The organism is Mesorhizobium sp. ES1-4 (assembly GCF_020164745.1).
In the GTDB taxonomy this organism is placed as follows: Bacteria; Pseudomonadota; Alphaproteobacteria; order Rhizobiales; family Rhizobiaceae; genus Mesorhizobium.
Genome location: NZ_JAIUGV010000015.1, coordinates 85598 through 99922 on the forward strand (window position 1 = coordinate 85598; position 14325 = coordinate 99922).

General features: G+C 61.6%; 14 protein-coding genes and 1 pseudogene. 3 read left to right on the forward strand and 12 right to left on the reverse strand.

The window, feature by feature from the left end; translation table 11 throughout:
* Nucleotides 1-27: 27 nt before the first annotated feature.
* Nucleotides 28-528: an MmcB family DNA repair protein gene (locus LB556_RS24910; protein WP_181171036.1), complete on the reverse strand. Its 501-nt coding sequence runs from the start codon at nucleotides 526-528 to the stop codon at nucleotides 28-30.
* 449 nt (nucleotides 529-977) lie between these two features.
* Between LB556_RS24910 and LB556_RS24915 the strand changes: the two genes are divergently transcribed.
* Nucleotides 978-1346: a hypothetical protein gene (locus LB556_RS24915; protein WP_224570253.1), complete on the forward strand. Its 369-nt coding sequence runs from the start codon at nucleotides 978-980 to the stop codon at nucleotides 1344-1346.
* Between the two features lie 287 nt (nucleotides 1347-1633).
* Here LB556_RS24915 and LB556_RS24920 read toward each other — a convergent pair whose 3' ends face one another.
* The 5 genes and pseudogenes from LB556_RS24920 to cueR all read right to left on the reverse strand — a co-directional run bounded on the left by LB556_RS24920 (nucleotide 1634) and on the right by cueR (nucleotide 5053).
* Nucleotides 1634-2302, reverse strand: coding sequence for an NYN domain-containing protein (locus tag LB556_RS24920; protein WP_224570254.1), 669 nt, complete (start codon nucleotides 2300-2302; stop codon nucleotides 1634-1636).
* Nucleotides 2303-2396: 94 nt separating this feature from the next.
* Complete coding sequence (locus LB556_RS24925; RefSeq protein ID WP_181763313.1) at nucleotides 2397-2567, reverse strand: hypothetical protein; 171 nt, start codon at nucleotides 2565-2567, stop codon at nucleotides 2397-2399.
* A gap of 232 nt (nucleotides 2568-2799) precedes the next feature.
* A complete protein-coding gene (locus tag LB556_RS24930) occupies nucleotides 2800-3639 on the reverse strand; it encodes a hypothetical protein (protein WP_224570255.1) in 840 nt (279 codons plus the stop codon).
* Between the two features lie 153 nt (nucleotides 3640-3792).
* Nucleotides 3793-4338: pseudogene (locus LB556_RS24935) on the reverse strand (IS1595 family transposase); the annotation flags it as partial.
* A gap of 304 nt (nucleotides 4339-4642) precedes the next feature.
* Nucleotides 4643-5053 carry a Cu(I)-responsive transcriptional regulator gene (gene cueR, locus LB556_RS24940; protein WP_224570256.1) on the reverse strand — a complete coding sequence of 137 codons (411 nt, stop codon included), beginning with the start codon at nucleotides 5051-5053 and terminating at the stop codon, nucleotides 4643-4645.
* Nucleotides 5054-5279: 226 nt separating this feature from the next.
* Here cueR and LB556_RS24945 point away from each other — a divergent pair, with 226 nt between their 5' ends.
* On the forward strand, nucleotides 5280-5897 hold the full coding sequence (locus LB556_RS24945; RefSeq protein WP_224570288.1) for a L,D-transpeptidase: 618 nt from the start codon (nucleotides 5280-5282) through the stop codon (nucleotides 5895-5897).
* A 111-nt stretch (nucleotides 5898-6008) separates the two neighbouring features.
* Here LB556_RS24945 and LB556_RS24950 read toward each other — a convergent pair whose 3' ends face one another.
* The 3 genes from LB556_RS24950 to trpS all read right to left on the reverse strand — a co-directional run bounded on the left by LB556_RS24950 (nucleotide 6009) and on the right by trpS (nucleotide 8442).
* A complete protein-coding gene (locus LB556_RS24950) occupies nucleotides 6009-6578 on the reverse strand; it encodes a NifU family protein (RefSeq protein ID WP_224570257.1) in 570 nt (189 codons plus the stop codon).
* Nucleotides 6579-6720: 142 nt separating this feature from the next.
* Nucleotides 6721-7212, reverse strand: coding sequence for a universal stress protein (locus LB556_RS24955; protein WP_224570258.1), 492 nt, complete (start codon nucleotides 7210-7212; stop codon nucleotides 6721-6723).
* A gap of 162 nt (nucleotides 7213-7374) precedes the next feature.
* On the reverse strand, nucleotides 7375-8442 hold the full coding sequence (gene trpS / locus LB556_RS24960; RefSeq protein WP_224570259.1) for a tryptophan--tRNA ligase: 1068 nt from the start codon (nucleotides 8440-8442) through the stop codon (nucleotides 7375-7377).
* Nucleotides 8443-8749: 307 nt separating this feature from the next.
* On the opposite strand from trpS, the gene LB556_RS24965 reads away from it, so the two are divergent.
* Nucleotides 8750-8917 (forward strand): hypothetical protein, encoded by a 168-nt coding sequence (locus LB556_RS24965; RefSeq protein WP_224570260.1) that lies wholly within the window; start codon nucleotides 8750-8752, stop codon nucleotides 8915-8917.
* Between the two features lie 30 nt (nucleotides 8918-8947).
* Here LB556_RS24965 and murJ read toward each other — a convergent pair whose 3' ends face one another.
* Genes murJ through LB556_RS24980 form a run of 3 tightly spaced genes read right to left on the reverse strand, consistent with a single transcriptional unit; the run spans nucleotide 8948 to nucleotide 14282 of the window.
* Nucleotides 8948-10546, reverse strand: a complete 1599-nt coding sequence (murJ, locus tag LB556_RS24970; RefSeq protein ID WP_224570261.1) for a murein biosynthesis integral membrane protein MurJ — start codon at nucleotides 10544-10546, stop codon at nucleotides 8948-8950.
* A 46-nt stretch (nucleotides 10547-10592) separates the two neighbouring features.
* Nucleotides 10593-13394, reverse strand: coding sequence for a [protein-PII] uridylyltransferase (locus tag LB556_RS24975; RefSeq protein WP_224570262.1), 2802 nt, complete (start codon nucleotides 13392-13394; stop codon nucleotides 10593-10595).
* Between the two features lie 33 nt (nucleotides 13395-13427).
* A complete protein-coding gene (locus tag LB556_RS24980; RefSeq protein ID WP_224570263.1) occupies nucleotides 13428-14282 on the reverse strand; it encodes a glycosyltransferase family 25 protein in 855 nt (284 codons plus the stop codon).
* Nucleotides 14283-14325: the final 43 nt, after the last annotated feature.

Below are 14325 nucleotides of genomic sequence, written 5' to 3' on the forward strand. Positions count from 1 at the left end.
CCATACGCCGCCAGCTTTCGACGGCAGCTACTCGCTCTCCCCCTCCAGCGCCGGCACCGCCACGCCCGCAAGCTCCGCAGCCAGCAGGCGCGCCGCGCCGGCGCGCGCGATGCGCAGCATCAGCGCCTTGCGCGTTGCCGCCGCCATGCGGTGTTCGGGCGCGTCGCGCAGGATTTCGGCGCCGTAGCCGTCGGAGAGGATGAAGCCGCATTCCTCGGGAAAGATTTCGGCCGGCACGCCGGGATGGGTGGCGAAGAAGAAGCGGTCGGAATGCAACCGATAGTCCGGCCATTTGCGGTCGACGCGAAAATCCTCGATCGAGGACTTGATCTCGATGATCCAGATATCGCCCTGCCGCGTCAGCGCCACGAGGTCGGCGCGCCGGCCCGTCGCCAGCGACAGCTCCGGCAGAACATGTGCGCCCATCTGCATCAGCAGCCGCTGCACGCCACGCCGCACCAGCATGGCGCGCTCCGACTGGCGGCCGTCGATGAGCGGGTTCAGGAGAATCGGGGAGATGATTGGCATGACAGCACCATGCCAGATTTTGTTCATGGTTTGAACCCGTTCTTGGCGGGCGATTATCTGGTTGACAAACCCAATGACAAATCAATGGCTACTGAGTAACAGCAAGTAGCCTGCGACTGATTGGATCATCAGGAGGTAACGGACGGAACAATCGCCACGCCGCCTTGTTCGGGGCGCATCGTTTTGTGGTATGATTCGTTCTATGGGCAGGAAGGCGAAACACAAAGCAAAGCAGGCAATTATTGCGCTACCGTCCGATGACGAGGTGCAAACTGAAGCCGCTTACTATGCGCGCAAGTGTGGCATTACCCCAGAAGAAGCCTTGCGAATAATCGAAGCGGCGAACCGTCCAAAGCGGGCAAAAGCCGGCACCGCTCCATTGGTACCAAACCGACATTGAAACCCGTTACTAGAGGAGTAAATACAACCTGAGCTACGGGGAGGTAGCAATGGTCGAAAGCCACATAGACATGGCGCGGGCAGCTGTTGAAGCCAGCTTCCGGCTACAGCAAGGCTCCTGTGCGGGGAGAGCCGCCTTTCGCCGCGACTTGGACCAGTCCCGCCGCGCAATAGCGCTATCGAGAGCCCTGCTAAAGCGGTTGCGACAGCGCAAGATAGACGAGGCGCACGGAGACGTTGAACAGCACCGCGTGTCAGCCTTCGATGCCGACATTCTCCGCAGCGCCTTTCAAGATGTGGTGTTGGAAACGAAGGCGCCGGAGACTCAATGGCGCGATCTCGCCCAGGCCCTGGTTTACGAGTTTACCGGGTGCGAGCGGGTTGAATCCGGCTTGCTGGATTGGATTGTGCGGAAGTAGCCCCGGCAATCTGGCGATAGCTAAAATTGTTTGGAACCGTTGCACTGTTGCCACATTGTGCATGGCAAGGTGGTCGATCCCTCCTCCATGGGTGTAGCCGCACAAAAGCCCGTCGCTTACGCTTATTAGCTGCGACGGGCTTTTTGTGACCGCCTCACGAATGCCCCGAGGAATCCCCGCAAGCTACTAGCCGGCTCGCCGCCGAGTCAGGCGCTACCCAGCCGTAGGGGAATGGCTACAGGAGCTGTAGGGGGAACCTCCGGTCCCGCAAGATAGGTCGAGCACCACTATTCCTTAGGCTTCTTTTTCGGGCGGTCATCTGGATGCATCCACCAATCCGGTCGAGCGTATGCCTCCGGTCTGCGGATGAAGCCTTTGAGGCCGGGAACCATGGCCGGCATGATGCACTCTTCCAGTTGGTCAAAGCTCATCATGAAATGGGAGATGCAATACGGGATGACCTTGTCAGGAACGTTTTTGGTCGGTGGGGCCACTCCGACCAATGCCTTCTTTGGGTGCCGGTCCGCGAAAAACTTGGCCGTTGCCGCTTGATCCGAATCGGCGCTTAGAAGAAATGCCCAATCGAAAACGTCGTCCTCGGCGTCCATCATAAGCGACAGAGCGAGATTGATATCCGACTGTTTCTCGCTCCTCTTTTTGCTCTCTGGATCAATTACGTGATGCCCCTTCAGGATCGTTACGCCGCAAGCAATTTGGGCCGAATTGAAGCTGTTATGTCGGTCACGTTTCCCGGCATCGTCTTGAGGCACGGCTGTGCAGCAAACGGCCTTAACCAGGGTTAGGCCGTTCTTCCGACAGAATATCTCTCCCAGTTTCCAAAGGCTCGCCCACTTAAGGAAGGCCTCGCCTTTTTCATGGATTGGATGGTAGAGGTTGAACCCGTCGACATAAAGCGCCGCACGTTTTCCCTCAGGCGGGTCTTGATCTTTCCCCAATTCTACACTACCTTGCGCTCACATCGTTGCGCTGCTCTCAGTGCAACCGCCCCAGCGCTCCGGCGACTGGGGTTTTCCTTTTTTAGGGCTATTTTCAATCAGTTTGGCGCTTTTGGCGCACCATATTCTTTATCTGTTCCGCCGTAAGTTTTGGTGCCTTGGCAATCTTCTTCACAACCGCCTCGAAGGATTCGTCGGATTGGTCGGTTTTCAGATCCCGCGCCGCTTCGCGGAATTTGTCGATCTGCGGCTTTTTGTCGGGCATGATCTCAACCTAGACGTTTTCAGGTGAATCTGATACGCAATAGCGCGAAGGTGCCGATGCTATGGACGCACCGCCACCTTCGTTCTTACCCCTTGTGGAAAGGGGCAGGGTGAACCGCCGTTAGGCGGCTACCGGTATTCTCCGGGTCATGAACCACATGACGCATCCTCCTTTCTCGCTTGGGTTCTGTGTCGCGACCGCCGGCAAGCCAAACCGCGACACACTCGATCTCTTAGGCAGCGGCCTCCTCATCGGAGCCGCTGCTTTCGGTTTCAGGGAGAGGTAGAGAATACGTGTCTCCCTCTTTAACTAGATTTCCCCTCTCCCTCTCCCTAGCGAGGAGATTATAGAGTGAGTTCCGGTTCTTGGTGACAGCCAAGTCGGGAGGAGGGTCGTTCAGCAAACTCTCTACGATTTCGCTTGTGGTCAGTCCTTTCGGATGACGCGAGAGAAGTCGGGTAACGGCTTCTTCGTTGGGAGATACCTGCCAACTGTTGCTAGCCGCTACATAGGGTGTGTCTTCAACGCGCCCGGCGGCGACATCATCCATGAAGCGCTTGTAACCGGAAGGCGAGAATAGACGACCGTTGTGTTTGATGATCATCTGCCGCGATTCAAGTTTCGCAATCCCTCCATAGAACGCCTTGTCCGTCCGCTGTAGCGTTTCGCCTAGGTGGGTCTTCAAAAGACCTTCTTTCAATTCTTGGTACGTTAGACCACGCCCTTCGTCTTGAATGACCCTATGGATTGTAGCGGTCCAGGTCTGGTTGCCAGCGCGCCTTGTGGCCGGCCTTGCTATTTCGCTCTTGGACGGCACTTGCGGCTTTTCGACCTCTGGCAGATTTACCGCGACCGGCTTTTCGTCAACCTCGACCGGACTCTCGTCGTTCATCGCATCCATGAACGCCGCCGCCGCTTCGATCAGCTTGTTTAGCCGTGTGCGCTTGTTTTTAATGCGTGCCTCCTCTTCGGCATGGCGCGCCTTCATCGCGGACTCCTCCGTGACAAGCTGCTCTAGCTGAGCCTGCCATTTCCGGACATCTGCGTGAGTGGGGAATGCGTGGTCGCTCATTTCGCCTCTACCTTTTGGCTGTCATGTAACAGCCTCCAAGCGAGTCGGCAAGCCCCATAGGGAGGGATAACTATGAGCTAGTGCTAGCGCCTCGCGTATCGCCAAAGCGCTAACTCTAGCTGTACCGGCTTTCGGAAGTGCGTCCGCTTCTCGTCAAGCAGGTCTATGATAGGTGAGGCGCTTGCCGGCGGCACCCTTCAAGGCGATGAAGGCGCGGGTGCCATCATCAACGCCCATGGCGATACGGTTGCTGTAGCGGAAGTCGAATTCCGCAAGGTAGCGGTGAAGGTGGTGTTCCGCACAATGTTGGTAAACGCCTTTCATGCCGCGCTTGAAGATCGAATAGAAGCCTTCCACGGTGTTGGTGTGGACGGTCTTTGCACCTTCGTAGCGGACATATTCATCCTTGGAATGCGTGACGACATCGTGGGAAGCGAATTCCTGGCCCGCGCGGCGATAGATGCCGCTTTCGTCAGTCATCAGAGCGCTTTCGCGGGCGATGTTGGCGCGAACGATAGGCATGACATTGCCCATGCGGGCGGTATCGACATGGAAGGAACGGGCGCGGCCACCACGCTCGACAAGCGTAACGACAGTGTTCTTGTGTGCGCCGCCGCCTGACTTAACCTGGGTGCCTTTGAGGCGACCGATATAGGTTTCGTCCACTTCGACGGTCTTGCCGTTGCCGCCCATAGGGGAGCCTGACGATTATTTCAATGTGAGCGCGCGCCTCTATCAGCAACGGGCGGTGGCACATGTTGAGGATCTGCGCTCAGACATCGAAGAGACGCGCCGCATAATCGAGGAATCCCGCAAGCTGCTAGATCGGCTTGCCGGCACGTCAGGCTTTATCCTGCCGTAGGGGAATGGCTAGAAAACCGCGCCGGCGGGCGGCTCAAGGGACGGCGAGCAAACGACCCTTTCCTACGATATGGAATCCTTTGCTCTAGCCTTCGCGGAAGGCCAGCGGATACGCGCTGGCGTTTGGCTCGCGGATGCAATTCTAAGCGTGCTGGCGATCATTCTCCAACGCCCCCGCCATGTCATCCAGGATCGGACAATCCGGCCGTTCGTCGCCGTGGCAGGCGTGGATCAGCTTCTGCAGCGTCGAGCGCATCGACTGCAGCTCGCGCACCTTCTCCTCGATGGCCGTGACATGGGCGGCGGCGATCGCGCGCACGTCGTGGCTGGCGCGGGCACGATCCTTGTAGAGCGCCATCAACTGGCGGCAATCGTCGATGGAAAAGCCGAGATTGCGCGCGCGGCGCAGGAAAGCCAGCCGATGGATGTCGTCGCCCGAATAATCGCGATAGCCATTGGCGGCGCGCGCGGGCGCGATCAGGCCGATCTCCTCATAGTAACGGATGGTCTTGGCCGGCAGGCCTGAACGGTGGGCGGCGTCGCCGACATTCATGGCTGGCTCCTCGATTTTGCAGGCCGCTCGGATCGGGCCATTGAAATTACTTCACAATCCGGTGAAGGCTGTTGCCGAAATGCCATAGTGCTGAGCTTACCGGAGCGTAAGTCCCAGCATATAGGCATCGTGTGCTTGGCAAGCAAAGCAAATGCCAGCATGAATGATGGCGGGAAAGCGGCCGGCTCTGGCCGCTCAGGTTTCAGACCGGGGCACCGATCACCACATGCGCATGAAGTCGCTTGCAGTAATCGCCGCATTGGCGCTGTCCACCGCTATTGCCGGTTGCAGCACCATCGGCGGGCAGATCTTCTCCAACGACTATGGCGCGGTGACCGATGCCGGCTACCAATTGCCACGGATCCCGATCGAGAAGGTGCCCTCGAAGTACCATCGCCAGGAAGTCAGCTACGACACCAAGGAAAAGCCGGGCACCATCATCGTCGATACGCAGAACAAGTTCCTGTACTTCGTCGAGGGCGGCGGTCGGGCCATCCGCTACGGCATCGGCGTCGGCCGCGAGGGCTTCGAATGGCACGGCACCGCCCATATCGCGATCAAGCGCGAATGGCCGACATGGACGCCGCCGCGCGAAATGATCAAGCGCCAGCCTGAACTCACCAAGTTCGCCGGTGGCATGGATCCGGGCCTGAAGAACCCGCTCGGCGCGCGCGCCATGTACCTGTTCAACAAGGGCGGCGACATGGGCTACCGCCTGCACGGCAGCCCGGAATGGAACTCGATCGGCAAAGCCATGTCGTCAGGCTGCATCCGGCTGATGAACCAGGACATCATCGATCTCTATGACCGCGCCTCGGTCGGCGCCAAGGTCATCGTGATATAGAGGAGAATTCACCTTTCATACGCGGACCGTCCAGGCAACAACGGACGTCCCAAACAGAAAACCGGGCAATTCGGCCCGGTTTTTTGTTGTCTGTTTTGTGGGAATCGTCGGCTAAACGACCTGTTCGACCTGCTGCACTTCGGGCACGAAATGCCGCAGCAGGTTCTGGATGCCGTGCTTCAACGTCGCCGTCGACGACGGGCAACCGGCGCAGGCGCCTTTCATGTGCAGGAACACGGTGCCGTTCTCGAAGCCGCGGAAGGTGATGTCGCCGCCGTCCTGGGCCACCGCCGGACGTACCCGCGTGTCGAGCAGTTCCTTGATGGTGATGACGAGCTCCTCGTCGGCCTTGTCGTAGAATTCGCCGGTCTGGCTGGTTTCGGCGGCGGGGCCGGCCTTGGCCATGACAGGCGCGCCGGACATGAAATGCTCCATGATGGCGCCGAGGATCGCCGGCTTCAGGTGCTGCCAGTCCGGGCCGTCCTTGGACACGGTGATGAAATCGTAGCCGAAGAAAACGCCGGTGACGCCGGGAATTTCGAACAGCCGACCGGCCAGCGGCGAAGCCGTCGCCGCACTCTCGGCATCGCGGAAATCGGCAGTGCCTTCCACGAGCACTTCCTTGCCGGGCAGGAATTTCAGCGTCGCCGGATTGGGCGTCGACTCGGTCTGGATGAACATGGCCGTCTCCATGCCCGTTTTGGGCAACTAGTTTGGAATAATTCTAAATAGTCCCTATGGGCGGGACATTCAAGCGAAAGGCATCGCCCCGATGGCCGGCCGGCGGAATGTTTTTGCTGGCTGGGCTGGATCCGGGCGGCCCTCAACCGAGGCTGTCGATCTCCTCGTCCGACAGATTCTGCGGCACGACGGTCACTGGAATGGGGAAGGCGGCACCCTTGCCGGCGACCGCGCCAACCAGCGGCCCTGGCCCTTCCTTGCCGGCGCCGGCCGCCAGCACCAGGATGGCGATGTCCTGGTCTTCCTCGATCAGCTTGTGGATCTCTTCCGTCGGCTTGCCTTCGCGCACGACCATCTCCGGTTCGATGCCGAGCTTCTGCCGCACCTTGTTGGCGTAGCCGTCCAAGGCCGTGCGCGCTGTGGCGGTCGCCTCCTCGCGCATGATCTTCTCGACGCCCAGCCAGTGCTGGAAATCGTCCGGCACGATGACATAAAGCAGCACCAGCGTGCCGCTGGTGCTCTGCGCCCGCTTCGAGGCGTAGGCCACGGCGCGCTCGCATTCCGGCGTGTCATCGATGATCGTCAGGAATTTCCTGCGATGACCGGCTTCGCGGCTGAGGCGTTTGGAGACCATGTCTATCTACTCGGTATCGTTCGGCCGCAATCTGCCACCGTCGCAAGCCGGCGGCAAGCCGCCGGTCTTGAGTCGGTATGCCCTGGGCCAATTGTCTGGGGCCAGTCAGTCTTTGGCCAGTCAGTCTTGGGCCGGCATGGGGCGGCGCAATGACGATCGGGCTCAGCCCTGCAGCAGCCCGACAATGTCGCGCACCGTCTTCATGGTCGTCTCTGCGAGCACGCCGGCACGTTCGCCACCGTCCCGGAGCACGGCGTCGACGTAGGCGCGGTCGCCCTGAATGCGGCGCATCTCGCTGGCGATCGGCGCCAATCTCTCCACCGCCAGGTCGGCCAGCGCCGGCTTGAACACGGAGAATTGCTGACCGCCGAACTCTTTCAGCACGTCGGCCTTGGACATCTCGGCGAGGCCCGCATAGATGCCGACCAGGTTCTCCGCCTCGGGCCGGCTTTCCAGTCCGTCGACTTCGCCCGGCAAGGCCTCCGGGTCGGTCTTGGCCTTGCGGATCTTTTTCGAGATCGTGTCGGCGTCGTCGGTCAGGTTGATGCGCGACAAGTCCGATGGGTCCGACTTCGACATCTTCTTCGACCCGTCGCGCAGGCTCATGATGCGCGCCGCAGGCCCGCCGATGACCGGCTCCGTGATCGGGAAGAAGCCGTTCACCGTCTCCTCGCCGACCTGCATCTCGACGCCGACGCCAAGGCCGGCGATGCGGTCGGAGAAATCGTTGTTGAATTTCTGGGCGATGTCGCGTGTCAATTCCAGGTGCTGCTTCTGGTCCTCGCCCACCGGCACATGGGTGGCGCGGTAAAGCAGGATGTCTGCCGCCATCAGCGAGGGATAGGCGAGCAGGCCCAGCGAGGCATTCTCGCGGTCCTTGCCGGCCTTGTCCTTGAACTGCGTCATCTTGTTCATCCAGCCGATGCGCGCGACGCAATTGAAGATCCAGGCGAGCTCGGCATGCTGCATCACCCGCGACTGGTTGAAGACGATGTGCTTCTTCGGGTCGATGCCGGAGGCGAGGAAGGCGGCGGTGATCGACCGCGTCTGGTCGGCAAGGTCGTCATAAACGAGCTGAGCGGTCAGCGAGTGCAGGTCGACGACGCAGTAGATGCAATCGGACGTCTCCTGCAGGGCGACGAATTTCTTGATGGCGCCAAGGTAGTTGCCGAGGTGCAGATTGCCGGTCGGCTGGACGCCGGAGAAGACGAGTGGCTTGAAGGCGGACATGGGTTTCCTCATGGCTTGTGGAGGGCCGTATAAGCGTGATTCCGAAAAGTTGCAGACTTTTCGGAGCCAATCGCGCGGCTGGAAACCGCGCGCGGCGAAAGTCTTGCGACGGCGCGCTTATGGACGAAGGCGCGAAGAGGATCAAGAGGCTGTTCGGGGATAGCGGCAGTGCAATTGCGTCAGGTCGGATTGCTTTTTCTATGCTTTGGCATGGCACTTCAGCGCTTGCCCCTCAGCCGGTGAGGTCGGCGCCCAAAATGTGTGCTATCAGAGAATCTGCCCCGTATATGACCTTGATGAGAAATAGATGCCGGTCGCCGTCAACAACGAGGAAGGTCTGGAGAGCCGGCGCGACCGTGAGACGCCGCTGGCGATAGCCGCGCGGCTTCGGGCCGAATTCGGCATCGAACTTGGCAAAAAGGCACGTGTGCCGCTCCCGCGCTCGATCTACGACGAATTGTCCGGCGAAGATTGATCGTACTGGACGGGGTTGCAACCAATAGGCTCACGGATCTGGAGACTGTTCCTTGGGCAGTGGCGATCCCCTGCGCCCGACATTGCGCCGGATCATGCCGAAATCGGCGCCGCCGGTGGCGAACGCGATGATGAAATAGAGCGTCGCCCCGCCAGCCACCAGCGCCAGCACCGTCGTTGCCTTGATCATCAGCGGCGAGCCGGGCCCCAGCCTGACGGCGAAATAGTGCTCGGCGAAATAGAGTGCCGCGCCCATCACGGCCGCCGACAGCACCAGGCGCGGAATGCGCGTCAAGAGCGGCACGTCACGCCCCCAATGGCCGCGCCGGATCAGCACGCCAAGCAGCATCAGCGCGTTGACCCAGCCGGCGACGGCGGATGCCACGGCAATGCCAGGCGCGCCCATCGTGGGGAACAGGGTGAGCGCGGTGGCGACGTTCACCGCCACCGAGATTGCGGCGAAGATCATCGGCGTGCGCGTGTCCTCGCGGGCAAAGTAGCCTGGGGTAAAAGCCTTGATCAGCACGAAGGCCGGCAGCCCCAATCCGAAGATCGCCAGGATCGCCGACACCGTCGGCGTCGAATGGTTGGCGGCGAACGCGCCGCGTTCGTAGACCAGCCGCACGATCGGTTCCGCCATCACCCACAGTGCCGCCGCCGCCGGCAGGGTCATGAACAGGGTGAATTCGACGGAGCGGTTCTGCAGGTTGGCCGCCTCGATCAGGTTGCCGGATTTCAGCGCCCGCGACAGTTCGGGCAACAGCACGATCGCCACCGCGACGCCGACGACACCGAGCGGCAACTGGTAGACGCGGTCGGCATAGGCGAGCGACGACACTGCACTGTCCTGCGCCGAGGCGATGGCCGTTCCGATCAGCTGGTTGATCTGGGTGATGCCGCCGGTAATCGCCGCCGGCAGCGCCAGGATCAGGAGCCGCTTCACGTTCGGCGTCATCTTCGGACGGCGGAAGCCGATCGCGATGCCGGCATTGCGCACCGCCACCCAGACGATGGCGAGTTGCACGAGGCCAGCCGCCAGCACGCCCCAGGACAGGGCGAAGCCGACAGCATGGGCGTCCAGTCCATGGTACCAGGCGTAGCCGAGCACGCTGATCAGGATGATGTTGAGGAAAGCCGGCGCGATCGCCGCCGCGAAATAGCGCCGCAGCGAGTTCAGCATGCCCGCCATCATGGCGGCGAGCGACATGCAGATCAGATAGGGGAACATGATCGTCGCGAGCCGGACGGTCGTCTCGAACTTGCCCGGCGTGTCGGCAAAGCCTGGCGCCACCAGGTAGCGCACGATCAGCGGCATCGCCAGTTCCATGGCGATGGTCAGCGCCAGCAGCGCGGTGAACAGCACGCCGAAGACTTCTTCCGAGAAGCGCTTGGCACCGTCCGTGCCGTGCGTCTCGATCTCCTTGGCGAACAGCGGCACGAAGGCGGCATTGAACGCGCCCTCGGCGAACAGCCGGCGAAACGTGTTGGGAAACTGAAAGGCGGCGTTGAAGGCGTCGGCGACCGGCCCGGTGCCGAGCGCCGCAGCCATCAGCATCTCGCGGCCGAAGCCGAGCGCACGGCTCATCAGCGTGCCGGAAGCGACGGTAGCGAATTTCTTGACCAGACTCATGCGTTCGCAAACTGCCTGTGGGATTGGGAGAAGGAGATGATGGCCGTCACTCGGCGGCTGCCTTGGCTTTGCCGCCGCGTTCGAGTGCCGCGCCTTCGAGCGTCGCCATCAGCCGGTTGCGGATGGTGGCGATGCGGGCCGGGCTATCGATCTTCTGGCCGGTGAGGTCGGTGACATAGAAAGTGTCGATGACCTTCTCGCCGAAGGTGGTGATATGCGCCGATGCGATGTCGAGCGACAGGTCGGACAGAGTCCCGGTGATTTCCGACAGCAGGCCGGGGCGGTCGAGCCCCTCGACCTCGATCACCGAAAACCGGTTCGACAGCGCATTGCGGATTTCGGCGCGCGGGGGGATCTTGAACACCTTGGACCCGCGCCTGGGCTTGGTGCGTTTCTCGATCATCTCCGGCAGCCAGCTCTTGCCCGACAGCACGTCCTCGATCAGCCGGCCAACGCGCTCGGCGCGCCGCCGCTCGTCCTCGTCGCGGTCGAACTCCCTTGAGATCAGGATGGTGTCCAGCGCGCGGCCGTCCGAGGTGGTGAAGATCTGCGCGTCGACGATGTTGCCCCCGGCAGCGGCACAAGCGCCCGCGATCACCGAGAGCAGGCGGGGATGATCCTGCGCCAGCACGGTGATTTCGGTCACCGCCTCGAACTGGTGGGTCTTGACCATGGTGGCGAGCTTGTTGCCCGCCGCATCAGCCTCGCGGATGAACTCGGCGTGGCGAAGCTGGTCCGGCAGGTCCACGGTCAGCAGGTAGTTTTCATAGTGCAGCCCGACATAGCGCTTGCGCGCCTTGTCGGGCCAATCGGCGAGCGCCTCGGCCAGGCGTTCGCGCGCCGCCGCCGTGCGCTGGGCGCGTGAGACCTCCGAAAACCCGCCGGTCAGCAGCAGTTCGGTCTCGTAGTAGAGCGTACGCAGCAACTGGCCTTTCCAGCCGTTCCACACGCCCGGTCCGACGCCCCTGATGTCGCAGACGGTGAGGACCAACAGCATCTTCAACCGCTCGACCGACTGCACGATCGAGGCGAAGTCCTCGATGGTCTTGCGGTCGTTGAGGTCGCGGGTCTGCGCCGTCATCGACATCACCAGATGGTTCTCGACCAGCCAGGCGACGGTTTCCGTATCGGCTGCCGACATCCCCATATGCGGGCAGATGCGCCGTGCGATGCGAGCGCCGGCCTCGGAATGATCTTCCGGCCTGCCCTTGGCGATGTCGTGCAGCAGCACGGCGACATAGAGCGCTTCGCGGCTCTTCTTCAGGCTCGGCATCAGCGAATGCGACAGCGGGTGCACCTTCTCGCCGTCGCCGCGCTCGATCTCGGCCAGCACGCCGATGCAGCGGATCAAGTGCTCGTCGACCGTGTAGTGATGGTACATCGAGAACTGCATCATGGCGACGATCTTGCCGAAATCCGGGATCAGCCGGCCCAGCAGCCCGGCCTCGTTCATGCGCCGCAGGTTGAGTTCGGCGTTGCGGTCCGAGGTCAATATGTCGAGAAACAGCCGGTTGGCTTCCGCGTCGCGCCTGAGCGACTTGTTGACCAGGCCGAGCGAACGGGTGAGCAGTTTCAGCGCATCGGGATGGAATTCCAGCCCATGCTTGTCGGCGAACCAGAACAGCCTGAGAAGATTGACCGGGTCGCGCTCGAAGACGCCGTCGTCGGCGATGTTGATGCGATGGTTGTCGACGATGAAGTCCGACGTGCCGGCAAGCTTGCGCTTGCGGCGCTGGAAGGTGAGGAAGATGCGGTTGAAGCCGGGAACGTGCTTGGCCTGCTCCTCCTCCAGCGCGGCGCAGAAGATGCGGGTCAGGTCCCCGACATCCTTGGCGACGAGGAAGTAGTGCTTCATGAAGCGTTCGACCGCCGACAGGCCGGGATGGGTGGTATAGCCGAGCCGTCCGGCAATCTCGCGCTGGATATCGAAATGCAGCCGCTCCTCGGCCTTCCCCGTGAGGAAATGCATGTGGCAGCGCACCGCCCACAGGAAATCCTCGGCCTTCTGGAACTCACGATACTCGGCCTCCGTGAAGACGCCTTTCTCGACCAGTTCCTCGCCGGTGCGCACGCGGTAAAAATACTTGCCGATCCAGAACAGCGTCTGCAGATCGCGCAAGCCGCCTTTGCCGTCCTTGACGTTGGGCTCGACCAGATAACGGCTTTCACCGGCCTTGGCGTGGCGCTCGTCGCGTTCGGCGAGCTTGGCCTGGACATATTCCGGTCCCGTCGTGCGCACCACCTCATGGTCGAAGCGCAGCATCAGTTCGTCGTAGAGCTTGAGTTCGCCCCACAGGAAACGCGCTTCCAGGATCGAGGTGCGGATGGTGATGTCGGTACGCGACAGCCTGAGGCACTCGTCGATGTTGCGGGTAGCATGGCCGACCTTCAGCCCCATGTCCCACAGCATGTAGAGCATGTACTCGACTGTTTGTTCGCCCCACGGCGTCTGCTTGTAGGGCAGCAGGAACAGAAGGTCGATGTCGGATCCCGGCGCCAGCGTGCCGCGGCCATAGCCGCCGACGGCAACGACCGCCATGCGTTCGGCCGAGGACCGGTTCTTGACCCGGTATACATGCGTCGCGGCAAAATCGTAGAGCGCGCGGATCAGTTCGTCCATCTGGTGCGACAGCCGCTCGGCGCAGGCGTTGCCGCCGCCATCTTGCCTCAGCATGGCCTCGGCTGTCTTGCGGCCCTCGGCGAGACGCCCCTTGAGAAGCTGAAGAACGGCAGCACGGATGGCCTGGCTGGAGCCGTCGCCGGCACTGGCCGCGGTCAGCGCGGTCATCTCGCGGCGCAAGGCGTCGCCGTCGATCAGTTCATCGAGCTTCAGGGAGATTTTCGCCATCGATACCGGTTGGCCTTGCCTTTTGGGCGGCGTCTATAGCGCGTTTTCGCGGCGCTGGGTATGGGGCCTGCCAGCAACCCCGAAATCGGCCATGTCGTTTGCTTCGACTGGAGCGAGCGGAACGACAATCTGCCGCCGCAGCCGGCAGAAATCGGCGATCCACCTCATGATTCGCCTGGCCTCCCTCCTGATTCTCACGGCTGCAGGCTTCCTCCGCCTTCCCATAAGCCCGCTCGCTGTCCGCGCGGCGTCCCGTTCCTGGTCAAGCAGGCTTGGCAGCCTGTCGCCAACGAACTGGTCCTGCGCGCACAGCGCGGGAACAAGTTGGTAGACGGTCTTGCCGGCTGCCATGGTGGGATCGAAGATGAGATCGTCGACCGCTATGTTGACCCGCGCCGTTGCCTCCAGAAAATCGCGTGCCGTTTGCCGCGAGAGGAGATACCCTCCAGCCCCCGGATGGCCTTTGCGGAGCCGGACCATGGAAAAACCATGCCCAGCGGCGATTCTTTTCCTCTGGATTACGGTTCTGGAGAAGACCGTCTCGAGCTTCACGACGTCCGCGCCCGCCGCCACCCAGCCTGTATCGCCCAGCAACATGCCGGCTTTGCTTGAAAAGACTATATCGTCCTCGAACACGGCGCCATATGGCGCGTCGTTTTGGGCAATGATCGTCCAGCAGGCACGATGACTATGCAGGCACGCGATCTCGCTGCCGGAAAGCGGCCGGATGGCGTGCATCGCGTGCTGCGGCTGCAGCGCCAGGTCGGGACGTTGCGCGGCATCGATGCCCGCGACCCGCTCGAACTCAATGCCGATGCGGGCAAACTCGGCGGTCACATGGGCGAGCCGCTCGGGAGAACGATCGAGATTAATAACCAAGCACTTCATTTCTAACGGCTATCTTTGCAAAAAATGTATGAAATCTCTGTTT